Annotated in this window: 17 protein-coding genes; 12 read left to right on the top strand and 5 right to left on the bottom strand. The window is 69.9% G+C overall.

Annotated elements, in window-relative coordinates; translation table 11 throughout:
- Nucleotides 1–19: 19 nt before the first annotated feature.
- On the bottom strand, nucleotides 20–1,072 hold the full coding sequence (locus WMF45_RS47705; RefSeq protein WP_437713658.1) for an SMP-30/gluconolactonase/LRE family protein: 1,053 nt from the start codon (nucleotides 1,070–1,072) through the stop codon (nucleotides 20–22).
- 284 nt (nucleotides 1,073–1,356) lie between these two features.
- Between WMF45_RS47705 and WMF45_RS47700 the strand changes: the two genes are divergently transcribed.
- Complete coding sequence (locus WMF45_RS47700; RefSeq protein WP_437713656.1) at nucleotides 1,357–2,304, top strand: LysR family transcriptional regulator; 948 nt, start codon at nucleotides 1,357–1,359, stop codon at nucleotides 2,302–2,304.
- A gap of 183 nt (nucleotides 2,305–2,487) precedes the next feature.
- Nucleotides 2,488–2,721 (top strand): hypothetical protein, encoded by a 234-nt coding sequence (locus WMF45_RS47695; protein ID WP_437713654.1) that lies wholly within the window; start codon nucleotides 2,488–2,490, stop codon nucleotides 2,719–2,721.
- Between the two features lie 115 nt (nucleotides 2,722–2,836).
- On the opposite strand, the gene WMF45_RS47690 is transcribed toward WMF45_RS47695, so the two are convergent.
- From WMF45_RS47690 to WMF45_RS47680, 3 genes are all read right to left on the bottom strand, one after another.
- Complete coding sequence (locus WMF45_RS47690; protein ID WP_437547448.1) at nucleotides 2,837–3,121, bottom strand: hypothetical protein; 285 nt, start codon at nucleotides 3,119–3,121, stop codon at nucleotides 2,837–2,839.
- Nucleotides 3,122–3,330: 209 nt separating this feature from the next.
- On the bottom strand, nucleotides 3,331–5,607 hold the full coding sequence (locus WMF45_RS47685; protein ID WP_437713653.1) for a hypothetical protein: 2,277 nt from the start codon (nucleotides 5,605–5,607) through the stop codon (nucleotides 3,331–3,333).
- A gap of 154 nt (nucleotides 5,608–5,761) precedes the next feature.
- Entirely contained in the window at nucleotides 5,762–6,622 is an 861-nt protein-coding gene (locus WMF45_RS47680; protein ID WP_437713651.1) for an aldo/keto reductase family oxidoreductase, read from the bottom strand.
- 76 nt (nucleotides 6,623–6,698) lie between these two features.
- Between WMF45_RS47680 and WMF45_RS47675 the strand changes: the two genes are divergently transcribed.
- The 3 genes from WMF45_RS47675 to WMF45_RS47665 all read left to right on the top strand — a co-directional run bounded on the left by WMF45_RS47675 (nucleotide 6,699) and on the right by WMF45_RS47665 (nucleotide 9,737).
- On the top strand, nucleotides 6,699–7,601 hold the full coding sequence (locus WMF45_RS47675) for a LysR family transcriptional regulator (RefSeq protein WP_437713649.1): 903 nt from the start codon (nucleotides 6,699–6,701) through the stop codon (nucleotides 7,599–7,601).
- Between the two features lie 368 nt (nucleotides 7,602–7,969).
- The gene (locus WMF45_RS47670; RefSeq protein ID WP_437326232.1) at nucleotides 7,970–8,158 is read left to right on the top strand and encodes a hypothetical protein; all 189 of its coding nucleotides are present in this window, start codon (nucleotides 7,970–7,972) and stop codon (nucleotides 8,156–8,158) included.
- A gap of 52 nt (nucleotides 8,159–8,210) precedes the next feature.
- Nucleotides 8,211–9,737, top strand: coding sequence for a hypothetical protein (locus tag WMF45_RS47665; protein ID WP_437713647.1), 1,527 nt, complete (start codon nucleotides 8,211–8,213; stop codon nucleotides 9,735–9,737).
- 285 nt (nucleotides 9,738–10,022) lie between these two features.
- Here the strand turns inward: WMF45_RS47665 and WMF45_RS47660 are convergent, their stop codons facing one another.
- The gene (locus WMF45_RS47660) at nucleotides 10,023–10,460 is read right to left on the bottom strand and encodes a hypothetical protein (protein ID WP_437713645.1); all 438 of its coding nucleotides are present in this window, start codon (nucleotides 10,458–10,460) and stop codon (nucleotides 10,023–10,025) included.
- 271 nt (nucleotides 10,461–10,731) lie between these two features.
- On the opposite strand from WMF45_RS47660, the gene WMF45_RS47655 reads away from it, so the two are divergent.
- The 7 genes from WMF45_RS47655 (at nucleotide 10,732) to WMF45_RS47625 (ending at nucleotide 26,437) form a co-directional block, all read left to right on the top strand.
- Nucleotides 10,732–11,433 (top strand): DNRLRE domain-containing protein, encoded by a 702-nt coding sequence (locus tag WMF45_RS47655; protein WP_437713643.1) that lies wholly within the window; start codon nucleotides 10,732–10,734, stop codon nucleotides 11,431–11,433.
- On the top strand, nucleotides 11,430–12,860 hold the full coding sequence (locus tag WMF45_RS47650; protein WP_437713641.1) for an oligopeptide/dipeptide ABC transporter ATP-binding protein: 1,431 nt from the start codon (nucleotides 11,430–11,432) through the stop codon (nucleotides 12,858–12,860). The genes WMF45_RS47655 and WMF45_RS47650 overlap by 4 nt, the downstream gene beginning before the upstream one ends.
- Nucleotides 12,857–13,945 carry an ABC transporter ATP-binding protein gene (locus tag WMF45_RS47645; RefSeq protein WP_437713639.1) on the top strand — a complete coding sequence of 363 codons (1,089 nt, stop codon included), beginning with the start codon at nucleotides 12,857–12,859 and terminating at the stop codon, nucleotides 13,943–13,945. Before WMF45_RS47650 ends, WMF45_RS47645 begins: the two co-directional genes overlap by 4 nt.
- A 262-nt stretch (nucleotides 13,946–14,207) precedes the next feature.
- On the top strand, nucleotides 14,208–15,005 hold the full coding sequence (locus WMF45_RS47640) for a hypothetical protein (RefSeq protein ID WP_437713637.1): 798 nt from the start codon (nucleotides 14,208–14,210) through the stop codon (nucleotides 15,003–15,005).
- Nucleotides 15,006–15,202: 197 nt separating this feature from the next.
- Nucleotides 15,203–15,829: a hypothetical protein gene (locus WMF45_RS47635; protein ID WP_437713635.1), complete on the top strand. Its 627-nt coding sequence runs from the start codon at nucleotides 15,203–15,205 to the stop codon at nucleotides 15,827–15,829.
- A gap of 99 nt (nucleotides 15,830–15,928) precedes the next feature.
- Nucleotides 15,929–16,906 carry an NADPH:quinone oxidoreductase family protein gene (locus WMF45_RS47630; RefSeq protein WP_437713633.1) on the top strand — a complete coding sequence of 326 codons (978 nt, stop codon included), beginning with the start codon at nucleotides 15,929–15,931 and terminating at the stop codon, nucleotides 16,904–16,906.
- 546 nt (nucleotides 16,907–17,452) lie between these two features.
- Entirely contained in the window at nucleotides 17,453–26,437 is an 8,985-nt protein-coding gene (locus WMF45_RS47625) for a neuraminidase-like domain-containing protein (RefSeq protein ID WP_437713631.1), read from the top strand.
- Nucleotides 26,438–26,439: the final 2 nt, after the last annotated feature.

Below are 26,439 nucleotides of genomic sequence, written 5' to 3'. Positions count from 1 at the left end.
CGGCCCAGGCTCGCGACGATCACGGGAGCGGGCCGTAGGAGAGCAGGCCCACCTTCGGGGTCTTCATCGACAGCAGCGTGATGAGCCCGAAGTTGGTGAGGAGGGCGTGCTTTTCCGAGCCCAACGTCGCGAGCGCGACGCTCGCGGGCCCGTCGAGCAAGCCGCCCCTGGCGAGCACGGCCGCTTTGCCGTCTGTCCCGACCCGGACGACCGCGTTGCCCCCATTGCCGGCGACAAGGATGCTCCCGTCGGCGTCCACGGTGATGCCGTCGGCGCCCTGGAGCGGCAGGCATGTCGCCGGATCCGAGGTGGAGAACTCGACCGCGACGTCCGGTGTCCCGTCGGCCTTGATCGGGATCTTGATGAGCGCCGCCTTGTCCGTATTGGCCACGTAGAAGGCGCCGCGCGAGAGCGCGAGGCCGTTGGCGCCGAACGGGATGCCGAGGACCGTCTTGCAGGGGTTCGTCGCGGCGATGTCCCCCTTCAGCAAAGGGTCGGTGAGCCAGTTGGTCACCGTCTTGCCATCGGGGCTTATCTTGAAGATCGCGCCCAGGGCCGAGTCCGTGACGAAGAGGTTGCCCTCCTCGTCGAAGACGAGCCCATTGGGCAGGTTCATGGCCGCGTCGGCGGCGAAGGCCGTGGTCACCGGACCGCCCGCCGCCGGGATCTTGTAGATGCCGGGCGCGTACGACGCCGGGTCGAGCGACGCGGCGGCCACGTAGAGATCGCCGGCAGCAGACTGGGTGATGCCGGTGACGAAGCCCGTGTTCGCGGGCGGCGCCGGCACGGTGGCGAAGGCAGACACCTTGTTGTCAGCGAGCGAGACGGCGACGATCTCGCCGGTCAGGGCATAGCCCATATACGCCGTCTTGCTGTCGGCGGTGACCCAGAGCCCCTCGGGGAGCTGGAACTTCGCTGCATCGAGCTCGGCGTGAACATTGAGCTCTGGCGTCGAGACGCTGTCGCCGCTGCCGCTGCTCGTGGTGTTGTCTCCGCCGCACGCGACGAGAGATGCGCTGAGCCCCAGCGCCGTCAGGAGGATCGAGCGGGAGAGTGCCATGGTCGATTTCATGAGAGCTCCTTCGGTAAGATGCATTTACTATCAGGGCGGCTGCCGCCCCTCGGTGAGACGTCAAGGACCGTGAAAGGTCGTGCCCGCGCGAACGAGCGAATGAGCGAACGAGCGAATGAGCGAACGAGCGTCCGCCCTCGCGCCGCGAGGTCTCGCCAGCGCCCGCGACAGGCGGCAGCGCCGCGCGGGCGCCGTGGATGGCGATGGCGACGGCCTGAAGATGAAGCGGCCATCGTCGTTGCGGTAGAGTCCTCCGCCGGTTAAACTGTTCTGCTCACAGGACAATGCTGACCACCTCCCTGGACGATCTCCTCTCGATGGCGATCTTTGCGCGCGTGGTGGAGCGCAAGTCCTTCACGGGCGCGGCGAGCGTGCTCGGGCTCTCGAAGTCGGTCGTCAGCGCGCGGCTCGCGGCGCTCGAGGAGCGGCTCGGCGTACGGCTGCTCCACCGCTCGACGCGGCGCCTCGCGCTCACCGAGGAGGGCGTGCGGCTCTACGAGAGCTGCGAGCGTATCCTCACAGCCGCCGACGAGGCCGCGTCCGCGATGCATGGCGTGAGCCGGGTCCCCGAGGGGCTCTTGCGCGTGTCGGCGCCCATCTCGTTCGGTATACTGAAGATCGCTCCCTTGCTAGGCGACTTCGCGGCGCGCTTCCCGCAGGTCCGCCTCGAGCTCTCCCTCTCCGACAGCCTCGTGGATGTCGTCGGCGGGGGCTTCGACGTCGTGGTGCGTTTTGCGCGGCAGCTCGATGAGGCGCGTGTCGCGCGCAAGATCGGGTCTTACCGTCGTGGGGTCTATGCCTCGCCCGGCTACCTCGCGCGCCACGGCGCGCCGCAGGTGCCCGGCGATCTCGTCCAGCACAACTGCATCCGTCTCTCGGGGCAGTCGAGCGAGTGGATCTTCGAGTCCGGCGCGGAGACGCTCGCCGTGCCGGTCAGGGGCAACCTGGTCGTGGACAATGTCGTCGTGCTGAGGCAAGCGCTCGTCGACGGGCTCGGCCTCGCGATGCTGCCGTACTTCGCCGTAGCAGCGGATCTGGCAGCCGGTCGGCTCGAGCCTGTGCTCTTGAGCCATGTCGGGCAAGAGATATCGATCTTCGTCGTCTTCCCTCACCACCTCCACCAGCCCGCCAAGGTCCGGGCGTTCGTGGATCTCCTCGTCGAGCGCCTGGGGAACGAGGCAGGAGCAAGCGCCGCGCCGGGGAGAAGGAAATCCAAGGCAGCTCGGACATGACAAGCCACGATTGCGCGATCTGCCCGCAGGCTGTGGAGTGACCGCGGCAACATGATCATGTGCTGAAGCGCGCCTGCCCGTCGAGGCGGCGACCTCAGGCGCGATCCACCGGGCCGAACGGAGAGCGCCCCGCTCCGGCGGCCAGCCGTCGCTGCTGGTACGAGGCTTGCTTCGAAGATCAACATGAAAAAGCAGCAGAAGAATCAGCCGACGCCGGCGACGACCCAGCAGGAGCAGGCGGACCCGGCGGCGAAGGGAGAATCGAGGGAGTCCTCCCCGGAGGACGAGCTCGCCGGAGGCGCGGCCAAGGGAGCGCTCGTCGGAGGCCTCCTCGGAGGCGCCGGCGGCGCGGCCGTGGGCGGCGCGGCCGGCCTGATCGGCGGCGTGCTGGGCGAGGACGAGAAATCCGGCTGGTGACCGGCATCAGCCGCCCGGGTCGGCCGCCTGCGGCGACGCGCCCGCCTTTTCGCCCCACCCCTTTTCGCCACACCCCGGGCCGTCATCGATCGATGGAATGGCCGTCAATCAGACGTCAATCAGAGATGGGGCACTGCTCGTAGCAGCGCCAGACCTCCGTGCTCCGGTCCGTGCCGCCGGCGAAAGACGCCTTGATCTCGTCGCAGGGCGCGTCGAGCACGCACGACGCGCGACACGCCTCGTGATCGGAGCAGCCGACGAGATCGTCCTCGAGCTCGAGGCCGTCGACCCCGCAGGCCTCGGCGTGCTCGACGGCATCCGCGCATGTCCCCGTCTTGCAGCCGGCCGCGAGGAGCGCGGTCGCAAGGAAAATTGACGCGATGAGATAAGTAGTGCGCATGGTCCAGCCCTGCAGCTCGCAACGTGTGGATGGAGGGGAGCCGGCCGGCCCATGCAGCGCGGCGCCCCGGAAGCGGCCCGCCGTTGTCGCCGGCCCCTTCACCCTGGGAAGAACGTGAGGGAGCCAGTCTGGGCACGGGCCGATGTCGATTTTTGAGTTCGCGTCTTGCTGGAATCCGGCGGAGGTTGAACCGGGCGCCGCACGCCGGCTCAGTAGCTCTCTGCGCACACGCCGTGGCCGCACGGATGGACCATGAAGGCGCCGGCGACGGCGCTTCGCAAGCCCGGGAAGGTCGCGAGCGCCGCCCCCGTCTCGATGTCATAGACGACGCCGTCGTAACGCGAGTAGAGCGCCGCCGCCGATACCGGCTGGATCCCGTAGTTGTCGCGCACATCCCCGGAGTCGGTGCGGATAGGGATCCTCGGCAGCGGCGGCGCGTCGACCGGATTGCCGAGCTCGTCGTAGATCGTGGAGGCCTGGTACGTCCAGGGGTTGCTCTGGAGGAAGCGGGTGTATGACTGGACGAGAACGTGGGTGTCGTCGAGCCAGCCGATCGCGCAGCCGGGCACCACGTTGACGAGCGCGCCGTCCTCGTAGAGCTGCGTGAACCCGCAGCCTTCCGAGGGGGCGGAGTCCGTGACGACGACGTGGTGACCGTCGGGGGAGACGAGCGGCGCCGGCCGGTGCCCTGTGTCCTGGAAGAGCGGCGCGCCGCCCGCCCAGTCGCTCACGACGCGCTCCGTCCTGTACGAGTCGACGTGGTAGGTACGGCCGACCGTGCTGCCGTCGAAGGACATCGAGAAGTCTTGAATCACCTCCTCGCGCGAGAGCGAGGCGAGCTGCGCGCCGTCCGGCAGCGAGAAGAGACGGAGTGATGTGTCCGTGACCATCGGATCGAGGGCGGCGCGCGCCGCGAGCAGGCCGCCGTCCGCCGAGAGCAGCACCTTGTTGCTGTGGAACGGAACGACCGCCGAGGGCCCGGCGTCGAGCGCCGCCGTATCATAGACGAGCGTCTTGCCCGAACCCGTCGCGAGGGCCACGTGCCCCGAGGGAGCGCCTGCGACCGAGTGGAGCGCGCCGCAGCCGAGCAGCCCCGAGCCCTCCGGATCGGTGAGGGTGCCCTTGTACGAGATCGCGCCGTACACGTTCGAGACCGCCAGGCGCAGATCCTGGTCGATGTGGACGCGGGCGTTCGCGACCAGCGGCGGCACGTGTTCGCTCAGGGTCACCTCGGGGCCGTCGAGATCGATGATGTCGAGCCTCGACGCTTGCTTGTGGAGCAAGGCGAGCGCACGCTCGGTCGGCGCGAACGTGTAGCGAAAGTCGGCTCGGTCAGGGTACTCGGCGACGGGGACGGCTCCGCCTCCGACGCGATAGACCATGAGCGGAGAGCCCGCTCTGTTGTCCGCGAGCATCCAGAAATAGTCGCGCGTCCCCGCGAGTTGCTTGGTCGACGGCAGGTTGACGATGCCCTCCTGGATCCCCGCCTTCGAGTACACGCGCACCGTCGTGCCGACGGTGGTGAGAAACCGCTCGCCATCCTGGAACCAGGAGTGGAATGAGCCCGAGAGCTCGGGGGTGACCGTGGGAGGCGAGCCGTCGGCGGGGAGCACGGCGATGCTATTTTGCAGCGGAACAGAAGGCTCCGGTGCGATCCGGAGCGCGTCCGGCGCCGCGTGGACCTCGCCGTGGTGGTTCACCGCCGCGGACCAGCGCTCGACCCCCGCGGTGCTCCAGAGCGTGATCGTGCTGGTGGACCGGCGGCGCGTCCAGGCGTAGCTGCCGTCGCTCGCGAGCCCCGCCTGGTCGTACTCGGTGGTCACGGAGGCCAGGACGGAGCCGTCGATGGCGCTGCGCAGCTCGAAGGCGTGCTCGGGGTCCGTCTGGATCAGCACGAGGTTGCCGCGGAGGGCCACGCCGCCCGGCAGCTCGAACGGCGGGATCCCGAGGTTCGGGCTGCCGGGGTCGAAGCCCCCCGGCGCGTGTCCGTCGGCGATCGCAGCGCTGGAGTCGGTATCCCAGAGCATCCAGCGATCGTAATCCCAGCTCAGCACGCGGCTTCCGGAGACGAAGAGCCGGCTGAGGCCTTTCTGGTGACCGAGATCGAGAAAGGCCCCCGGAGGGCCGAACGAGGTGCCTGCGGTGCCGCACGGCCCGAGGGCGGCGCTGCCCCCTTCGCCGCCGGCGCCGCCGGTGCCTGACGTCGAGCTCTCGCCACCCGAGCCCCCGGCGCCGCCGGTGCCTGACGTCGAGCTCTCGCCACCCGAGCCGCCGGTGCCCGACGTCGAGCTCTCACCGCCCGAGCCCCCGGCGCCGCCGGTGCCCGACGTCGAGCTCTCGCCGCCCGAGCCCCCGGCGCCGCCCTCCGCGCCGGTCGTCGTTTCAGGACCAGCTCCGCCTCCGCCGAGGTTTCCGCCCCCCGCGTCGGAGCAGCCGAGGAGAGCGACGAACGACACCGCGACAATCTGGGTGGTTCTCGTGTGCATGGCGCCTTCGATGCCGGCGATCCCCTGGCCATTCATTGCCAAGGCAGCGCCATGGGGGCGTCGCAGGGTTCGAGTCTGCACAATCGAAGTTGTTGTGCGTCCCCTCCCCTTCTTCCACCCGAGATGAGCGGGACAATGCGACCTTGAGAGTGTTCTAGATACGGTCGAGCGCCTTCATCGCGTCATCGGACAGCTCGAGATCTGCCGCCGCGAGGTTCTCGCGCAGGTGCTCGACGCTCGACGTCCCGGGAATGAGGAGGATATTCGGCGAGCGCCGCAGCAGCCACGCGAGCGCGACCTGCATCGGCGTCGCGCCGAGCCGGCGCGCGACGTCGGACAGCGTCGAGGACTGGAGCGGCGTGAAGCCGCCGAGCGGGAAGAACGGCACGTACGCGATGCCCGCCGCGGCGAGGCTGTCGATCAGCGCGTCGTCCTGCCGGTGCGCGAGGTTGTACAGGTTCTGCACGCACACGATCTCGGTCATCGCGCGCCCCTCTTCCACCTGCTTCGCTGTCACGTTGCTGAGGCCGATGTGGCGGACCTTGCCCTCGCGCTGCAGCTTCATGAGCGCGGAGAGCGGCGCCTCGATCGAGCCCTCCGCGGGTCCCTGCGCGTCGAACAGGACGCGCAGGTTCACGACGTCGAGCGCGTCGACGCCGAGGTTCCGGAGGTTGTCGTGGACCGCGCTCGTGATGTCCTCGGCGGCGAACGCCGGCTCCCAGGATCCCTGCGGGCCGCGCTTTGCGCCGACCTTCGTGGCGATCACCAGATCCCTCGGATACGGGTGCAGCGCCTCGCGGATGATCTGATTCGTGACGTGCGGCCCGTACACGTCGCTCGTGTCGATGTGATCGACGCCGCTCTTCACCGCCTCGCGCAGCACGGCGAGCGCCGCACCGCGGTCTCTCGGCGGTCCGAACACGCCCGGCCCGGCGAGCTGCATGGCTCCGTACCCGAAGCGCTTCACCGTGCGACTGCCCATCTTGAACGTCCCGACCTTGTCTAGATTCGTCATGGCTGTCGACGGTAGGCCACGACGGGGTGTATGATAAGGGCCCCGAATCAGCACGGCCCGTACGGAAAGGCGAACAATGGCAGTGGATCTCGACGACGTCCGGGTCTTCGCCGCGGTGGCGCGCGCCGGCGGCTTCCGCGAGGCGAGCCGCACGAGCGGCACGAGCGCGTCGAGCGCGAGCGAGGCGGTGCGCCGGCTGGAGGGCGAGCTCGGCGTTCGGCTTCTTCATCGGACGACCCGCAGCGTCGCGCCGACCGAGGCCGGCGCGCGTCTCCTCGAGCGGCTCGGTCCTGCGCTCGCCGAGATCGCAGCGGCGCTCGACGTCGTGAAGAGCTCGAGCGAAAAGCCAGCCGGCACGCTCCGGTTGAACGTCCCCGTCGTCGCCGCGCGGCTCGTGCTCCCGCGGATCTTGCCGCCGTTCCTCGCCGCATATCCCGATATCCGCGTCGAGGTGACGGCGGACGACACGCTCGTCGACATCCTCGCCGCGGGCTGCGACGCAGGCATTCGTTACGAAGAGACGCTCGAGAAAGACATGATCGCGGTCCCGATCGGCCAGCGCGAGCAGCGCCTGGCGCTCGCGGCGTCGGGCGCCTACCTCGAGCGGCACGGGCGCCCGACCCATCCGCGCAAGCTCCTCGATCACGCATGCCTGCGCGGCCGCTTCCCGAACGGCGCGCTGTGCCCGTGGGAATTCGAGCGCGACGGCGAGGTCGTGAAGGTCGACCCGACCGGCCCGCTCGTCGGCAGCCTCGGGAGCGCGACGGACCTCCTCGTGGACGCCGCGATCGCGGGCACCGGTCTCCTCTACTGGTTCGAGGACTGGCTGCGCCCGCACCTCGAGAGCGGCGCCCTGAAGCCGGTCCTGGAGCGCTGGTGGTCGCGTTTCTCAGGACCCTTTCTTTATTACCCGAGCCGCCGCCACATGCCCGCCGCGCTTCGCGCGTTCGTGGATTTCATCCGCGCGGGCAGCAAATGACGCGCGGGCGCGCCCGCCGCGACGGGGGCGCGCAGGAAAATCGAGCCGGATCGCGCCGCTCGAACCACGAGCGAAAGCGCGAGGAGAACGCCGAGGAACGGCGCGTATGCGAAGCGCGAGAACACGGAGCGCTCCGAGGCGCTCACCGCGACGCTCAGCGCAACACCCGATTCGGAGCTTGCCCGCGTGGGAGCCGTACATGACGCCGTCCGGTCGTCAGCGCGATCCGTGCCGTGGCCGAGATCGCGCGCTCCGCGCGATCGCTCATCCTGCGGGCGGGCCACGCGTGCCCCACGCGACCACGGGAAACACCTGAACGCTTGCCAAGGGTAAGCGCGTGAAGTATAAGTCCCCGCGAGAGGCCCGACGTGACGAGCAACGACCCGCGAATGCAGCGCATTGAGGAAGCTGCGCGCAAGTTGGCGCGGCGTCTAGCTTCCGAGGAAGGGAAGCGCGCGCTCGCCAAGGCTACCGAGGCGACGCTCTCGCGAATTCGCGAACGGCAGGATGCCAGCCGAGTCGATCCGAAGCTGCTCCAGAAACGTGTCACGCTCTGAGACGACGTTGGAGCCTCGGGTTCTGAAGTACGCGCCTGACGCACTCTGGGAGTTGCTCGCCTACGGTCCCGAGAATACCCGCGAGTCGATCGACGCGAAGCTCCACGCCGTCTACTTCGAAGAGTACTTTAATCAGCTCCAAGCGCGCACGATTGTCGTGGAAGACGGATATGTCGACCACGATTTCCTTGAGGACTTCGCAGCATACTACGTGCGGTGCTTCCAGCCTTACAGCCGGTACTGTCGACGACTTCATTTCTTCACAGTCGACATCGAGCCCGCCGAGTTTAGAGAGCTCTTGCGGGGGGACCTTCAAAAGTGCCCCTCACTTCAACAGGGCTATCTCGGGTTCATTGTTGTACGTCCCATCCCCCAGCGAGTGATAGGCCGGACCTGTTTGGCCACCTACCCAACTGAAGACGGCAGAGAGTTTCCGGCAGCTCGGACGCAGCTGGCGAACCTGTTCGGCATTGCACTCACTGTTCGCACCATTCCGTTTCAGGAGCAAGACCGAGCAGTGGCGGCCTGCGCGACGAGTGCTCTGTGGTCCATGTTCCAGGGAACTGGCAGGCTCTTTCAACATCGAATCCCATCTCCCGCCGAAATTACGCAGCAAGCCACCGCCACGAACCCATTGGATGGTCGAGCCTTCCCGGCAGGGGACGGTCTGATGTTCGTGCAGATGGCGGACGCCGTTCGGTCGTGCGACCTTGAGCCGCTATGGGTCATGGACACCTACCCAGAATATTTCTTCGCCTCAATTCGCGCGTACCTTTCGAAGGGTATACCTCTTTTGCTCAACGGCGACGTTCTGGAGCGCGACGATCTTGGGGACCAGCATGGCGTGCACGCCGTAGCGATCACAGGCTACCGACTGAGCGACGAGCGAGCAGAACCTGAGAGCGACGGTTTCCTGATGCGCTCGTCTCGCATTCAAAAGTTGTACGCTCACGACGATGGCGTAGGGCCTTTCGCGCGCATGGAGTTTATTGCAACGACTACCAAGGGGTGGTCGCATGCGAGACCAGCGTCCTGTCCCGTGCTCTCGACTTCGCAATGCGCGTCCAACGACACGATCGGCAGCCGGGTATTTTGCCCGGACGCCTTGCTGATTCCACTGTATCACAAGATTCGCGTGCCATTCTTGCGCATCTACAGTGAAATTCGCGCATTTGACAATTACTTGAAGTGCTTGGTCGCGGAGCTTTCGCAGTCCACGGGATCGCCATCCGGTTCTCCGGGCGCCATTGATGATTTGGAATGGGACATACGACTCACCACCGTGAACGATTACAAGACCGAATGCCTTACGCGAAACGGCCTTCGGGACCGCGAGCTTCTGTTGACGACGAGCCTTCCGCGGTATTTATGGCTCGCCTCCGGCGTGCATCGTGATGGGTCCGGGTTCGACCTGCTCTTCGATGCTACTGGGCTCGAGCTGAGCAATCTCTGTCTACGCTTTGTGGATGCGGGATCTCCTGTGATTCTGCTCCTACAAAGTCTCGCCGGCACCGGCCAATCGGTCCAGTATTCTGGCTGCGATGGTGTTCTGACGACGGTGGTCGCCAGGACGGCATAGCGACCACGAACCAGCAGGACCGCCCAATATCGCGTTGCAGCTCACCCTTGTTCGTCAGTAGATCTCGCACGGATGCCCGCGTAGTCTCACCATTTCTCTGTCACCTATTCGTGCCGCACTTACCGAACAGCGGTGCCTACACCACAGGATCGGGCGTCAGCGCACGCTTCCGCTCCGGATCGTAGATCCGGCCTTTCAGGTTGATCAGCCCCAGCTCGTCATCGCGCTCGTGCCCCGTCAGCCCCAGCCGCAGCTCCAGGTGCTCCGAACGCCGCCGTCCGCCGCTCAGCGCGGCGTGCTGCTCGCCGCGGGCACCGCCGTCCGCTGCCCTGAGCCCGAGCGCGCGCCGCCCTTGATGCGCGCCTCGGTCACGACCTCGTCCCACTGCGCGTCGTACCCGTCGAAGTGGACCCGGTAGGAGCCGGGGGCGACGACGCCGGTGATGCTCGCGGGCTTGTACGACCCCTTCCACTCGACCTCGATGCGGTCGCCGACCTTCCGCGCTCCGCCCTCGCCCGAGGCGCGCTGCTCTTCGTCGCGCAGGCGCCGGGCGCTCCCCTCGTGCAGGCATTGCTCGCGGTGGCAGGCGAGTCCGGCCCCGCAGTCGTCGTCCGCGCGGCACGGAGACCCGAGCGGCGCCTTCTTTCCGCAGGCGGCGAGCGCCCCAGGCACGGCGACCACGATCAACAGCGCCCTCAGGAAGGTAATGGCTCGAACGCGCACGACACGGCATCCCATCAGAGCGGCCGCGGCCCGACAACAGGGATCGCGACGCTCTCGACCGGCAACGCCTCTCGAGACGCCCGCGTTCCCCACCGACCACGCCGTTCGGGCAGCGGCCTGCGCGCGCCCACCACCGCCCCTCCCGGGCGCGCCGCCGCCCTCCACGCCCGAGCGCGCGCCCCCGCTTCGGATGCGCCACCCCCCTTGCGCGCCGCGCCCGCCACCACCCGCCCCTGCCACCGGGGCCGCCCTACCCGGGCCGCCCTCTGCTATGGTCGCCCCCGCTGTGCGTCTGCTCGCCGCCCTCGCGCCCGTGGCCCTGCTCGTCGCGGCGCCGCCGCTCCTGGGCTGCGGCGGCGGCCCCGCGAAGAACGCGGGCGTGTGCGCAGGCGCGGGCGTCTGCGGCGCCGGGTACTGCGTCGCCGGGCGCTGCCGGCCGGCGAGCGCCCTCCCGGCACCCCTCGACGCGCGCCGCGTGCTGCTCCCGCCCGAGGACCTCGCCGTCCTCGTCGAGGACGACGCCGCGGCAGCGCCAGGCGTCCCCGACGCCGTCGCGCTCGGGCGCGCCGGGGGCGGTGAGGTCGTCCTGCTGCTCCGGTTCTCGCCGACCTTCGGCGTCGGCGCCGACATCACGAGCGCCTTCGTCGTGCTGGAGCCGGCCCCGATGGCGCCTCCCGCCGAGCGCGCGCTCACGCTGGAGGTCGCCCGCATCCTCGAGCCGTGGCGCTCCGAGACGGCGACGTGGGGCCGGCAGCCGCGCCTGTCGATCCCGGAGGCCGCCGCCATCGCGCGGCCCCGACCGGCGACGCCGCTGCGGATCGACGTCACCTCGCTCGTGCGCGACTGGGCCAGGCGGCGCAAGGACGACCACGGCATCGCCATCCTCGCGGCGGGGAGCGACGCCGTCGGGGCCGCCTACTCGATGGGCATCTCCCAGGGCGTCGGCCCCCGCCTCGAGGTGTACGTACGGTGAGCAACGGCCAGGACGACGAGGACGACGACCTCGGCGCGCGGATGTCGCTCCCGCTTCCCCTCATCCGCCACGACGGCGGCGAGAGGAGGCCGCCCGCGCCCAGCGCGCCTTCCCTGCCCGGCGCCCCGGCAACGCCCGACGCCTCGAGCGCGGGCGCTCTTCCCGCGCCCGCGCTCGAGGCGTCGACCGCTGGCGCTCTTCCCGCGCCCGCCACGCCGACCGCGGGCGCTCTTCCCGCGCCCAGCGCCTCCGCCGTCCCCCACGGCGCCCTCGCGCGCGGCCTGCTCGACGACGACGAGCCCGCCGTCACCCAGCGCTCGACGGCGAGCGGCCGCCCCCTCCCGCTGCCCCGCACCGCGCCGCCCCTCTCGCCCGAGGAGGCTCCGCCGCCCACGCTGCTCCGGGTGAGCGACCTCCGCGTCTCGTTCGCCGCCGACGGCCGCGTCACGCGCGCCCTCGACCGCGTCTCGTTCACGGTGCCGCGCGGGCGCACCGTGGCGCTCGTCGGCGAGTCGGGCTGCGGCAAGACGGTGACCGCGCTGAGCATCCTGCGGCTCCTGCCCGCGCCCTACGCGTCCATCGACGGCGGCGCGATCGAGCTCGACGGCCAGGACCTCCTCGCGCTGAGCGAGCGCGAGATGCGCGCCGTGCGCGGCGGGAAGATCGGCATGATCTTCCAGGAGCCGATGACCTCGCTGAACCCCGTGTACACGGTCAGCGCCCAGATCGCCGAGGCCGTCCGGCTGCACCGGCCCATGTCCCGCGGCGACGCCCGGCTCTACGCCGTGAACCTCCTGCGCAAGGTCGGCTTCCCCGAGCCCGAGGTCCGCGCGAACAGCTACCCGCACGAGCTGTCCGGCGGGATGCGCCAGCGCGTCCTGATCGCCATGGCCCTCGCGCCGGAGCCCTCGCTGCTCATCGCCGACGAGCCCACCACCGCGCTCGACACGACGACGCAGGCGCAGATCCTCGACCTCCTCGAGCGGCTCAAGGCGGAGACGTCGATGAGCCTCCTGCTCATCGCGCACGACCTCGCCGTCGTCGGCGAGCTCGCGGACGAGATCGTCGTCCTCTACGCCGGCGTCGTCGTCGAGCAAGGGCCGGCGCGCGACGTGCTCGCGGCGCCCTCCCACCCGTACACGCGCGCGCTGCTCAGGAGCATCCCGGCGCGCGGGATCCGCCCGCACCGCGTGCGCGGCGAGCGCTCGCTCCGCCTGCCGACGATCCCGGGCGCGCTGCCCGATCTGCGCGATCCGCCGCGCGGCTGCCGCTTCCAGGACCGCTGCGACGCCGTGTTCGACCGCTGCCGCGCCGAGGCGCCGGACCTGTACGCCGTCCCGCCCGGCGCGGGGCACCACGCGGCGCGCTGCTTCCTCCTCGCGGGCCCGGGGCGCGCGGGGCGCGCGGGCAACGAGGGCGCCCCGTGACGCGCGACAGCGGATCCCCGCCGCCCACGCAGCGCGACGAGCCCGCCGCGCCGCCCCCGCACCCTGCAGCCGCGGCGCACCCGGAGGGCGCGGAGAGCGCGCCGGGCGAGCGGCCGCTCGTCCAGGCGGAGGGGCTCTCGAAGTTCTACCCGGTGCAGCGCGGCGCCTTCGCGAAGCCGTCGTTCGTGCAGGCCGTCGTCGAGGCGACCTTCCACGTCCACCGGGGCGAGACGCTCGGCCTCGTCGGCGAGTCGGGCTCCGGCAAGAGCACCCTCGGGCGCCTCGTGCTCCGGCTCATCCAGCCCACGGTCGGCCGGGTCCTCTTCGACGGCCACGACCTGAGCGCCCTGTCGAGCCGCGCGCTCCGGGCGATGCGGCAGCGGATGCAGATCGTCTTCCAGGACCCCTACGGCTCGCTCAACCCGCGCATGACGCTGCGCGAGATCGTCGGCGAGGGCATCGTCATCCACCACCTCGCGAGGAGCCGCGACGAGGAGACCGCGATGGTCGAGGGCGCGCTCCAGAAGGTCGGCCTGCGGCCGGACATGATGGAGCGCTTCCCCCACGAGCTCTCCGGCGGCCAGCGGCAGCGGGTCGCGATCGCCCGCGCCCTCGCCGTCCGCCCTGACTTCATCGTCTGTGACGAGCCCGTGAGCGCGCTCGACCTCTCGGTGCAGGCCCAGATCGTCAACCTGCTGGAGGAGCTCCAGGACGAGCTGTCGCTCGGCCTGCTGTTCATCTCGCACGACCTCCGCGTCGTCGAGCACGTGAGCCACCGCGTCGCTGTGATGTACCTCGGCCGCATCGTGGAGATCGGCCCCACGCAGGGCGTGGCCGGGCGGCGGCACCACCCGTACACGCGCGCGCTCTTCGAGGCGACGCCGTCGATCGAGCGGGGGAGCAGGGCGCGCCGCCTGCTGCCGGGCGCGCCCGGGAGCGCGATCAACCCGCCCGACGGCTGCGTGTTCCACCCTCGCTGCCGGAAGGCCGAAGAGGGCAAATGCGACGTCGAGATCCCGCCGCTCGAGGAGCTCGTCCCCGGCAGCGGCCACCGCGTGGCGTGCTGGTACCCCGAGATCGAGTGACGGCGGCGCGCCGGCGGCCGCTGCTTCGTGCATCGAGATGTCGCCGGGATGGACCGGAACAGCTGGCTCGCCGGGAATGGCGCCCTGGGAGCGCAGCAGCTCACAGCACACCACGGCTCAAATTGGCACAATCGAAGATCTAGTGTGTCACGCGCCGGAGGCGCTCCTGCGGGATCTGCGCTTGTTGCGCGAGGCATCCCTTTTGCTGCACGCCCCGCGCCGCCGCGCGCGAGGTTCGGTGGCGCAGCCACGAGGTGATGCGATGACGAGCGACGTGCTTCGCGTGCTGGCGGCAGCCCTGCTGTCCAGTGCGTGCCTGATGGGATGCAAGAACAGCGTGCATGACGGCGTTGGTGTCAGCTTCGGCAACGGCGGCAGCGGCGGCAGCAGCAGCGGCGAGGTCGGCACCGGCGGAAGCGGCGGCCACAACGGCGGCAGCGGCGGCGACGACAGCGGCGGCCACAACGGCAGCAGCAGCAGCAGCAGCGGCGGCGGCGGCATCGACGACAGCGGCGAGGACGGCAGCGGCGGCTGCAGCGACGGCTGCAGCGATCTGTCGTACGAGCCGTCGTGCGAGGTGCGGGACGTCGAGGGCACGATCCCCGGCGTGAAGATATCGATCGCGTCGAGCCGCTGCGCCTACCACCGGGGAGAGCCGGCGGAGTTCGTCTACACGATCACGACCGACTCGAGCGTCCCCCCGATCGACCTCGCGGCGTCCACCGGCTGCGGGCGCTGCGTCGAACCGACGAGCGATCCCCTCTCGCTCGTCTCCTACAAGATCAGCGGCCTCTCGTGGGGTGCTGATCCGCAGCCGCAGCTCTACTGCCTGTGCGACGTGGGCTGCTGCGCTCCCGACGAGGCGGTGACCGTGCAGGTCGACGCGACCACGGTGACGCAGACGATCCGCTGGTCGGGGCGGCAGTGGACCGGGCCGTCCGACACGAGCACTCCGGAGGGCGACCCCTTCGCGCCGGGGAGCTACGAAGTCGAGGTGACGTTCGACGGGCAGGGGCAGGGCTCCGTGACGGCGAAGCTGCCGATCGAGATCTACCCCTGAAGCACGGCCGAGGCGACGCCCGCGGGCAGGCAGCGGCCCAGGGTGGCACATTCGACGACCCGGGGTGGGCCGAGCACGGCCTGTCCCGTTGGAGCCCGAGCGCGCTTCGCGGAGCATCTCCCTTGCTGCCGATCGCGCGCCGCCGCAGACAGGCGGCGTGGCGCGGAGGAGGGAGAGGTGAAGGAATGGCGAACGACATGCTTCGAGCTCTGGCGATAGCCTTGCTGTCCGCTGCGTGCGCGACCGGATGCGGCGGCGGCAAGGAGGGTGGCGGGAGCGGTGGTGACAGCACGAGCAGCAGCAGCGACGGCGACCGAGGGCTGCCGCCGGGGGCCGAGCCGTGCGCGGTGCGCGACGTCCAGGGCACGATCCCGGGCGTGACGATATCGATCGAGTCCAGCCGCTGCGTCTACTGGAGGGGCGAGCCAGCGGAGTTCGTCTACACGGTCACGACCGACTCGAGCGTCCCTCCGATCGAGATCGCGGCCTCGGACGGGTGCGGGCACTGCGTCGTGCCGAGCGCGGATCCGCGCTCGTTCGTCACGTACCAGATCACCGGGCTGTCGACGGCGGGGGATCCACAGCAGTACTGCCTCTGCGACACCGGGTGTTGCGCTCCCGACGACGCGGCGACCGTGCAGGTCGACGCGACGGCGGCGACGCACACGATCTCCTGGTCGGGACGGCAGTGGAGCGGGCCCTCGGACACGGACAACCCGGAAGACGAGTTCTTCGCGCCGGGGACCTACGATGTCGAGGTGACGTTCGACGGGCAGGAGCAGGGATCCGTGACGGCGAAGCTGCCGATCCAGATTGTCCGCTGATCGCGCGCGCCGGCGGTCCCGCAGGGGATCCCGGCGCGCGAGGCGGCGCCGCGGCGGCTTCCGCCGGGTCGACTGGGCTTTCTGCTAAGGTCCGCGGGCATGCATGCCTGGCGCGGACACGCCTTCGGTCCTCCCGAGATCCTCGTCTGGGAAGAGGTGGACGACCCCCCGCTCGCCGAGGGGGAGGTCCGGATCGAGGTGGCCGCCGCCGCGATCAACTTCCCCGACGTGCTCTTCACGGCGGGCGCGCACCAGGTCAAGCCGACTCCGCCGTTCATCCCCGGCTTCGAGGTCGCCGGCGTCGTCGTCGAGAGCCGCGAGCCGTCGCTCCCGCCGGGCGCCCGCGTGGCCGCGACGCTCCCCGGCTCGGGGGGGTACGCGACGCGCGCGATCGCGGGGCCGCGCACCACCTATGCGCTCCCGGACGCGATGCCGTTCGAGGACGCCGCGGCGATGACCATCACCTACCAGACAGGCTATTTCGCGCTCCACCGGCGCGCCGGCGTCCAGCGGGGCGACACGGTCCTCGTGCACGCCGGCGCGGGCGGCGTCGGCAGCGCGGCGATCCAGCTCGCCAAGGCGGCCGGCGCGACCGTCATCGCGACCGCCGGCGGCGAGGAGAAGACGGCGGTCTGCCGCGCCCTCGGGGCGGACGTCGCCATCGACTACGGGCGCGAGGACTTCGTCGCCGTCGTGAAGGAGCGGACCTCGGGCCGGGGCGCCGATATCGTCTTCGACCCCGTCGGCGGCGACGTCTTCGATCAATCGACCAGATGCGTCGCCTTCGAGGGACGCATCGTGGTGATCGGCTTCGCCTCCGGCCGCATCCCCGCGGCGCGCGCGAACCACCTGCTCGTGAAGAACTATTCGGTCGTCGGCCTCTACTGGGGCACCTACAGCCGCGCCCGGCCCGATCTCACGCGCAGGGCGCAAGACGAGCTCTACGCGCTCTACGGCCAGGGCGCGATCAAGCCGCTCGTCTCCGCCGCGCCGCCGATGGCGGAGGCGAAGGCGGCCATGACGGCGGTCGCGTCCCGCGCGACCACCGGCAAGGTCGTGCTCACGAACCGGCGATGAGGGCCGCCGCCCGGGGGATCGGCAGCGGCGCAGAGCAAGGGCTCGGTTGCAGTCGGCGCCGGTGGACGCCTCGGAGAGCTCGCCGATCGTGTCCTGATCCGCCGTGATCAGGGCGAAGCCGTAGGGGAACAGCGCCTCCCGGCCGTCGTCGCGATTGACGCGCAGGCGCTCGCTCCCGGGCCAGGAGAACGAGACCTTGCCCTGCGCGTCTCTGACACGGTGGGTCTCGCCGGCGCCGGCCGCCCACGCGAGCAAGGCAGGACTGCTCCTCGCGACAGCCAACGACAGCGACGGGCGTCCTTATTCCGGCGTTCCGACCTCACACCGATACGTGGCGGGCACGACCGGTTCCAGGAGTCCAGATACCGCGATCAGATTGCAAGAGCATGGACGTGACGAAGATGCCTTCGCCCCGTCGACACGGGCAGCTTTTCAACACAGCAAACGGCCATCCACCGCATAAGCTGCTCCAATTGCTCAATACCCGCGCGAGCGGACGGCGAGCGCGTCGGACCAATACAACAATTCCTCTGCGGAGATGCTCGCATGGCAACGAAACAGAACGAGCAGAAGCTCACCCTCATCGGTCGCGTCGTCAACATCAACAATCTCGCCGGGAACGACTCGATGGCCGGCGTGAACAACGCAACAATCGAGGCATGGGTGAGCACCACGCCAGCTCAGATCATCGCCGCTGCCACGACCGATTCCTTGGGTTCGTTCGCCTTCGAGCTCGACATGGCGTCGCTCCGCCCGCTCCTCGGCTCCAGCCCTGCGTCGGGGTTCTTCCGTGTCTATCAAGGCAACCAGCTGCTCGTCGATACGAGGGACTCCCTGCTGTGGCGCGAGCGCTCGACCGACGCGGCGCTCCGCATCGCCGTCAACCCGGCGGCGCCCGCGGGCGCCGCGTCTCCGGCGCACTGGATCGTGCGCGGGCGGGTCACCGACCGGAACGGCGCGCCGCTCCAGGACAAGATCATCTATGTATTCGATCGGAACGTCACCGCCTCGGGAATAACGAGGACAGCCCTCGCGGAGGGCCACACGGACCCCACCGGGTGCTACCAGGCCGGCTACACGCGGAGCGAGCTCGGACGCCCCGGGAAGCAGCTCGCGGACCTCGAGGTGCACGTCTATGACAGCGAGGTGCAGATGGCCATCGGCCACCTCTGCCGCGCGCCGGCGACCGCCGTCATCGACGTGGTGGTGACCGAGGGCAACTATTCCTTCGCGCCGTCCGAGCACGCGCGCGTCACGGCAGCTGTCGCTCGCGCCCACGACATGCTCGACCTCGCGGACCTCGACGAGGACAGCCTCGCCCTTTTGGCCTGCAGCTCCGGCGTGGATCGCGAGGAGCTCGCCATGATCGCTGAGGCGTCCAGGATGGCCGGCGGGACCACCATCGCACCCGAGGTCTTCTATGGCCTGCGCCGGTGGGGCCTCCCCAGCGCTCGATCGGAGCTGCTCTCGCGCGGCCTCCCGGCGCTGCGTGAAGCCATCACCTGGGCGGTCGACGAGCGCGTCATTCTCAGGATGTCCGCGGCCGAGATCGACGCCGCGATGGCGAAGCTCAAGCCCCTCGTGGTGGCGAGCGCGTCCGAGGAGCGGACACCCGGCGCGGGATCGCTCGATCAGCTGATCGCGACCGTGGTACCCGCGTCGAGCAACCGGCAGCTGCTGCTCGAAAGCTACGTGGGGTTCCAGGGGACCAGCATCGCGAGCTTCTGGAGCGAGCTCCGCTTTTCGACGCCGTTCTTCACGCAGAGCGCCATCAGCGCCACGCAACGAACTCTTCAGCTCGCGGCGGTGACCCGCGGCCACCTGCCGCTGGTCAAGAAGCTGAACGAGCAGTTTGCGTCCGGCGCGGTGCAGTCGCTGCGCGACCTCGCGCGGCGCGACGAGAGCGATTGGCTCGCCGTGCTCGACCAGACGGTCGACGGCGCGCCCATCGGCGTTCCCCCCACCGTGCCCGGCGCCACGGCGCAGGAGCAGCGACAGAACTATGCCTCGGTGCTGACCTGGACCCTCGAGAAGGCCTTCCCCGGCGCCGCCCTCGTGGGTCGCCTCATTCCAGTGCCCCACGTGCTCGCCCTTGCCGTGGACTTTCTCACCGATCAGAATCTCTTCGAGCTCGGGAGGACCCGGTTTCGCGCTTATCTCAGCCGCCATCCGACCGCCATCGCCTCTGGCCCGCAACGCGCCAGCGTGGTCGCCCAGCTTGCCGGCATGGAGAGGCTGCACAAAATCACCCCCTCTGCCTCCGAGATCAAGACCCTGATGAGCTACGGGCTCGACTCCGCGCAGAGCATCTTCCGCATGGGGCGCGCCCGCTTCGTCGAGCTCGCCGGTCCTGCGCTCGGGCCGGCGCGCGCGAGCGCCGTCTACGCGAGCGCGCGCAAGATCACCGCGGCGTCCAACGCTCTCCTCGCGCGCCACCACGCCTCGTTCAACGCGTTGACGACCTACGTGCTGCCGAACCAACAACCGCCCGCACCGGCCGACGCCGCGCTCATCCCGGACTGGCCAACCCTCTTCGGTTCGCTGGATTTCTCTGCCTGCGACCACTGTCGCTCGGTCTACGGCCCCGCCGCGTACCTCGTCGATCTTCTGCAGTTCCTCGAGCGCCAGCTCTCCACGGTGGAGTCCATAGCGAAGAAGACGAGGTACAACCTCTTCACACGGCAGGAAACCACGCTCCCGGGCGCTCACAAGTCGGCCCGCGACGTGCTGTTCGATCGGCGGCCGGACATCGCCCGCCTGGAGCTCTCGTGCGAGAACGCGGACACGACCGTCCCGTACGTGGACATCGTGAACGAGATCCTGGAGTATGCCGTCGCGAACACCTCGCTCTCGCCCGACGTCACCTTTCCCGATCACATCGCGACCACCGGCGCCGCGTCCGAGCTCGCCGCCCACCCCCAGCCGCCCCCGCCGTCGAAGCAGATCGTCCACGAGACGGCCTACGAGACGCTCGCCACGCAGCGCTACCCGTGGCGGCTCCCCTTCAACCTGGGGCAGGAGGAGGCGCGCATCTACCTCGATCATCTGGGCGTGCCCCGCGTCCACCTCATGGAGGTGCTCCGCCGGGGCGACGGCTTCGAGTCGGCCGATTACCGCGTCCAGCTCGCGCTCGAGCGGATCCGCCTCTCCGGTGAGGATCGAAGGCTCCTCGCCGGCGAGCCGCCCGCGGGCTCCCCAGACCCCTTCAGCCCATGGACGCACTGGGGGCTCTCGCAGAACGGCAACTCCATCCCCGATCCCACCGGCGCGTCGCAGAGCCCGATCCAGGGCGACTGGGAGGCGGTGCTGCGGCACGTCGCGGTGCTGATGCAACGCCTCGGGATCACCTACGACGAGCTCACGGAGATGCTCCATACGCGCTTCGTCAACCCGGGGGCGCTGCTCCAGATCAGCGCGGCGGCGGGAGCCGACACGCTGACCAGCAAGCTATCGGAGCTGCGCATTCCGGCCCTGGAACAGCAGGCGCTGCACCGGATGAACCGCTTCACCCGCCTGCGCCGCGCGCTCGGCTGGTCCGCGCCCGAGGTGGATCAAGCGCTCTCGGTGCTGGGCGGCGGCACGTCCGACGAGCTGCTGGTCAGGCTCTCGGGCGTCGCCTGGCTGCACGCCGAGCTGCGGTTGCCCGTCATCGAGGCGCTCGCCTGGTGGGGGCCGATCCAGACGCACGCGGGGCCCACACCGAAGGAGCGCTCGCTCTACGAGCGGCTCTTCCTGAACAAGGCGGTTGTCAACCCGATCGATCCAGCGTTCCAGCTGAACAGCGGCGGCTCGGAGCTCGCGGACACGAGCCCGTCGATCGCCGCCCACGCGCCCGCCGTCCTTGCCGCCCTCCGGCTGAGCGCGGCCGAGCTCGCGCTGCTCACCGACGATGTCGCGAGCCAGGCCGCGCTCGGCGTTCCGCCGCTCGTGAGCGGAGGCGCGCTGAACCTCGCCAACCTGTCGAAGCTCTTCCGCGCTGCCTCGCTCGCCCGCGCGCTCAAGCTGCCGCTGCGGGAACTCCTCGCCCTGCACGCGCTGTCGGGGATCGACGTGTTCACTACGGCCGATCCGGCCGTGACGCGGCGGTTCGTCGAGATGGCGCTCGCGGTGGCCGCGACGCGCTTCGGCGTGGCCCGGCTCGATTACCTCCTGCGCCACGCGGCGCAGCCCGCGAGCGGTCTGGCCCCCGAGCCGGCCCGCGTCGAGGCCGCGCTCGCGGACATCACCGCCGGCCTCGCCCGTATCGCGAGCGGGGCGGAGCCGCCCGAGGGCGCCGGCGAGCCGCTCTCGGCGGAGCTCTTCGTACGCCAGCGGCTCGCGGCGGAGCTCGACCTGGACGCGCCGATGATCGCGCAGCTCGTCACCGGGACGCTCCGCGCCGAGGTCGATCAGAACCGCAAGGCGATCGCCGACTTCCTCGGCGGGCTGGGCGGCGGCCCCACCCCGTCCGACGCGCAGCGGCGCCGCGCCTTCGTGCGCCTCGCGAAGATCGCCGACGTCATCCATCGGCTGAAGCTCACCGCGGACGAGATCCAGTGGGTGCTCGACCCGTCGTGGCTCGATCTGAACGACGTGCCTGTCGAGCCCGCTCCGGCGCCGCCGTCGCTGCGGGACGGCTGGATGCGGCTCGCCGCCCTCCTCCGCGTGCGCGACGCGCTGCCCGCCGGCAAAGCCGCCCTGGCCGACCTCTTCCGCATGCGCGCGGCGGGCGTGAACGCAGCGGGACAGCCGCTCGATCTGCTCGCCGAGATCGCCGGGCGGACAGGCTGGCCGCGGGAGGACCTCTCGTCGCTCGCGGGGACCGGCGGGTGGTTCACGGCGGCGTTCGCGGGGCTCGGCCTCGATCAGCAGCTGGTGCGGCTCGCCGACGCGAGCGCCCTCCTCAAGCGCCTCGGCATGTCCGCCGCGCAGGTGCAGCCCTGGGCCGTGGCCGACGACACGGCCGCCGGCGCGCGTGCGACGGCCGCTGGCATCCGCAATGCGGTCAAGGCGAAGTACAGCGAGGAGGCGTGGTCCGCCGTGGCGCGGCCGCTGCGGGACGCGCTGCGCGAGCGCCAGCGCGGGGCGCTCGTCGAGTTCCTGATCTGGAAGCAGGGCTATGCGACCTCGAACCAGCTCTTCGCCGAGCTCCTCGTCGACGTCGAGATGGGCCCGTGCCAGCTCACCTCGCGCATCAAGCAGGCGATCGGCTCGGTCCAGCTCTTCGTCCAGCGCGCCTTCCTCCAGCTGGAGCCCGGCGTCGTCCTCGACGACGAGGCGGCCCGCGAGTGGAAGTGGCTCAAGAGCTACCGGGTGTGGGAGGCCAACCGGAAGGTCTTCCTGTATCCAGAGAACTGGATCGAGCCCGAGCTGCGCGACGACAAGACGCCGTTCTTCAAGGCGCTCGAGAACGAGCTCTTGCAGAGCGACCTCGACGAGCGCAGCGTCGAGCGCGCGTTCCGGGGCTACCTGGAGAAGCTCGATCAGGTCGCGCGGCTCGAGGTGATTGCGGTCCTGCCCGAGCAGAAGCGCAGGAACGTCCTGGGGGTCTCCTCCGCCGCCGACGTGCTGCACGTCTTCGCCCGCACCCGCGGCACGCCGCACAGCCATTTCTATCGACGCCGCGTCCGCGACGCGGGCTGGACGCCGTGGGAGAAGATCGAGCTCGACATCCAGAGCGAGCACCTGTTCCCGGTGATCCACGAGGACCGACTGCTGCTCTTCTGGGCCATGATCGAGGAGGTCCCGAGGGACAATCAGGGCACCAACCAGAACGGAACTCCGCCCAGCACCGATGTCCAGGTCAAGCTCGCGTACAGCGAGTACGACGATGGGAAGTGGACCGCGCGGCGCGTGGTGGACGCGCCGCCGCTCCGCGTGATCAATTGGAATCCGTCGCAGCCCCTCGGCGCATCGCTCTATTTCCGGGCGGCCTCGCGGCAAGCCCCGCTCCAGCAGTCCGCCGAGCTCGTGGTGGAATGCCTGGAGTCGCTGAGCGGGCACTACGCCATCGAACCCACCTTGACCGTGAGCTACCTGCGCGGCGAGTTCTTGAGCTCCGGCTGCAACGGGAGCTGGCGGCTGAACGACTACACCTCTGAGGTCCGCACGTTCCTCCGGCGGCATCCTGGCCGGGCGACGCAGGACCGCATGGCTCTCGTCGAGTCGGCCTCGATCGAGAACAACGGCCGGCTGTATGTGCCCGCCGGGGCGCTCAAGCCGGGGAAGAACAAGGAGCTCGGCACGGGCGGCGAGGTGCTCGTCACGCTCGGGAAAACACCGGGCGCCTTCCGGCTCGTCGTACCGCCCACCGACGAGGACTTCCTCGCAGACGCCCCTTTCTTCTACGAGGACGGCACCCGCAGCTTCCTCGTCACGCCCCTGCCCGAGAGCGCGCCGCCATTGCACCAGCCCCAGCTGGCCCACCCCGGCATGTCCGCGATGGTATGGACCGTCGGCTCGAACCTCACCTCGACGGAGCGCCTCGAGGTGGAGAGCTGGGCGAATCGCCCCGAACAGGCCATACCGAACCCCCAGATCTTGCCGAGCCACCACCTGCGCTTCGAGACGTTCCAGCATCCTTACGTCTGCGAGATGATCGGCCGGCTGCGCCGCCACGGGGTCCTGGACGGTCTGCTCAACTGGTCGCTGAGCTCGCCGCCGCTGCAGCTCACGAGCCGCTCCTTCTTCAACGGCACGTACGACCCGACCCAGGCGGTGGTTGGCGAACCCATCGACGAGATCGACTTCCGCTCGGACGGCGCTTACTCCGCCTACAACTGGGAGCTCTTCTTCCACGCGCCGCTGCTCATCGCCGATCGCCTGAGCGACAATCAGCGCTTCGAGGAGGCGCAGCGCTGGTTCCACACCATCTTCGATCCGACCACCGGCTCGAAGGATCCGGTGCCAGCGCGGTTCTGGAAGCTCCGCCCGTTCTACGAGGCCATGCAGGCGAACTCCATCGAGACGCTGCACCAGGAGATCGAGGGGGACAACGAGCATTCCGAGGAGCTCGCGCGGCAGATCGACGCGTGGCAGCGCGACCCCTTCAACCCGCACCTGATCGCCCGGATGCGGCTCGTCGCGTACCAGAAGACGGTCGTGATGAAGTACATCAACAACCTGATACGGTGGGCCGACCACCTCTTCCGCCGTGACACGATCGAGTCGATCAACGAGGCGACGCAGCTCTACGTGCTCGCGGCCGACATGCTCGGTCCGCGCCCGCGGATGATCCCGCCGCGCGCGAGCGCCGCTCCCAAGACCTACCGCGAGATCGAGCCGCTGCTCGACGCGTTCTCGAACGCGGCCGTCGAGATCGAGTCGTTCGTCAAGCCGCTCGCCGGCGCCGGGGGCGAGGAGGTCGAGGCGATGATCCTGCCGACCATGCTCTACTTCTGCGTGCCGCCGAACGACAAGCTCCTTGGCTACTGGGACACGGTCGCGGATCGCCTGTTCAAGATCCGCCACTGCATGAACATCGAGGGGCTCGAGCGGCAGCTGCCGCTCTTCGAGCCGCCCATCGATCCGGCGCTGCTCGTGCAGGCGGCGGCGGCTGGGGTGGATATCACGACCGTGATCAACGACGTCAGCACCCCGGCGCCGCACCACCGCTTCGAGGTGCTGCTGCGGCGGGCGAACGAGCTGTGCGCAGAGGTCAAGTCCCTCGGAGCGTCGCTGCTCGCCGCGCGCGAGAAGCGCGACGCGGAGGCGCTCGCGGCGCTCCGCGCCGGGCACGAGGTGCAGCTGCTCGACACCCTGCGGCAGGTGAAGGAGCAACAGGTGAACGAGGCGCGCGAGGGGCTCGCGGCGTCGCGCGCGGCGCGCGAGGTGGTCAGCCAGCGCCACGCGTTCTACCGCGACGTGGAGTACATGAACCTGTGGGAGGGCGGTCATCTGACCTTGAGCGGGGCGGCCGCGGTGACGCAGGCGATCACCGAGGTGATGATGGCCGGCGCGGCCGCAGCGCACATGCTGCCCACCGTGACGGCGGGCACGGCCGGCATCTCCAGCCCTGTCGCCCTCACCACGACGCTGGACGGCGACAAGCTGGGCGCGTCATCGGAGGCTGGCGCCAAGGCGGCGTCCATCGCCGTCACGCTCCTGCGCGAGGCGGCCACGGCCAGCGCCACGATGGGCGGCTACGAGCGGCGCTGGGACGAGTGGAAGCTGCAGGAGGAGCTCGCGGCCCGCGAGCTCGCGCAGATCGACCGGCAGATCGCCGCCGCCGAGCTGCGCGTGGCGATCAGCGAGAAGGAGCTCGCGGCGCACGACCTCCAGATCGAGCACGCCCGCGGGGCGCAGGCCTACCTGGGCGACAAGTTCACGCGCGACGAGCTCTACGACTGGATGGCCGGGCAGATCGCCGCGGTGTACAGCCAGGCGTTCCAGCTGGCCTACGACACGGCCAAGCGCGCCGAGAAGGCGTTCCGCTTCGAGCGCGGCGTGAGCTCGTCGTCGTACATCCAGCTCGGTCACTGGGACAACCTGCGCCAGGGCTTGCTGGCCGGCGACCGCCTGAGCCTCGACCTCAAGCGCCTGGAGCTCGCGTACATGGAGCACGATCGTCGCGAGTTCGAGATCACGAAGCACGTGTCGCTGCTCCTGCACGATCCTGTCGCGCTCATGACCCTCAAGTCGACCGGCTCGTGCGTCATCACGCTCCCGGAGGCGCTGTTCGACATGGACTACCCGGGCCACTACATGCGTCGGATCAAGAGCGTCAGCCTGACCTTGCCGTGCGTGACCGGTCCGTACACGGCGGTCAATTGCACGCTGAGGCTCGAGTCGAGCAAGGTGCGCTTCAACCCGGACGCCGCGGCCGACTACTCGGCTCAGCCGGAGACGCACGTCGCGCAGGGGTTCACGCCGGTCCAGTCGATCGCGACCAGCCACGCGGACAACGACAGCGGGATGTTCGAGCTCAATTTCCGCGACGAGCGCTACCTGCCCTTCGAGGGCGCCGGCGCCGAGTCCACGTGGCGCCTGGAGATACCGCACGACGATCAGGCGTTCGACATGGACACCCTCTCCGACGTGGTCATTCACCTCCGCTACACTGCGCGCGACGGGGGCGTCCCGCTGCGCAACGCGGCGCGCGCCGCGCGCGACGAATGGCTCGAGGGCGCAGAGGACACGCCGCTCGCGCGGATGTTCAGCCTGCGCCAGGAGTTCTCCGCCGGCTGGCAGGGCTTCCTGGACGAGGCCGGAGCTCACACCCTCGAGCTCGCCCTGGGGCCCGAGCGCTTCCCGTTCCAGCTCCGGGGCAAGGAGATCGAGATCGAGCGGGTCGAGGTCTACGTGAAGCTCAAGCCCGGAAAGACGCTCTCGTTCAACATGCAGCTGCAGCCTTCCCCCGAGGGCCTCTCTGCGATCGATCTCGAGCTTCCGCCCGGCAGCACGGGTCTGGTCCGTAGCGAGAAGCCTTGTCCTGGCGCGAGGAGAGGGACCTGGGTGCTGTCGGCGGCAGGCGCCGCTCCGGCGGCGCCTGCCGCCGAGATCGACGACATCGCGCTGATCGTCCACTACACGGCAGCTCCGGGGAGCGTGTGACC

Origin of the sequence: Sorangium sp. So ce448, from assembly GCF_051520915.1 — a bacterium.
GTDB classification, from domain to species: Bacteria; Myxococcota_A; Polyangia; order Polyangiales; family Polyangiaceae; genus Sorangium; species Sorangium cellulosum_B.
This window is presented reverse-complemented; position numbering and strand designations above follow the sequence as displayed.

Bases quoted from the DNA above. Each gene is read 5' to 3' on its own strand.
- WMF45_RS47640 (WP_437713637.1), top strand. From the start codon at position 14,208: ATGACGAGCGACGTGCTTCGCGTGCTGGCGGCAGCCCTGCTGTCCAGT.
- WMF45_RS47705 (WP_437713658.1), bottom strand. From the start codon at position 1,072: ATGAAATCGACCATGGCACTCTCCCGCTCGATCCTCCTGACGGCGCTG.
- WMF45_RS47655 (WP_437713643.1), top strand. From the start codon at position 10,732: ATGGTCGCCCCCGCTGTGCGTCTGCTCGCCGCCCTCGCGCCCGTGGCC.
- WMF45_RS47630 (WP_437713633.1), top strand. From the start codon at position 15,929: ATGCATGCCTGGCGCGGACACGCCTTCGGTCCTCCCGAGATCCTCGTC.
- WMF45_RS47625 (WP_437713631.1), top strand. From the start codon at position 17,453: ATGGCAACGAAACAGAACGAGCAGAAGCTCACCCTCATCGGTCGCGTC.
- WMF45_RS47690 (WP_437547448.1), bottom strand. From the start codon at position 3,121: ATGCGCACTACTTATCTCATCGCGTCAATTTTCCTTGCGACCGCGCTC.
- WMF45_RS47695 (WP_437713654.1), top strand. From the start codon at position 2,488: ATGAAAAAGCAGCAGAAGAATCAGCCGACGCCGGCGACGACCCAGCAG.
- WMF45_RS47685 (WP_437713653.1), bottom strand. From the start codon at position 5,607: ATGCACACGAGAACCACCCAGATTGTCGCGGTGTCGTTCGTCGCTCTC.
- WMF45_RS47675 (WP_437713649.1), top strand. From the start codon at position 6,699: ATGGCAGTGGATCTCGACGACGTCCGGGTCTTCGCCGCGGTGGCGCGC.
- WMF45_RS47635 (WP_437713635.1), top strand. From the start codon at position 15,203: ATGCTTCGAGCTCTGGCGATAGCCTTGCTGTCCGCTGCGTGCGCGACC.
- WMF45_RS47700 (WP_437713656.1), top strand. From the start codon at position 1,357: ATGCTGACCACCTCCCTGGACGATCTCCTCTCGATGGCGATCTTTGCG.
- WMF45_RS47680 (WP_437713651.1), bottom strand. From the start codon at position 6,622: ATGACGAATCTAGACAAGGTCGGGACGTTCAAGATGGGCAGTCGCACG.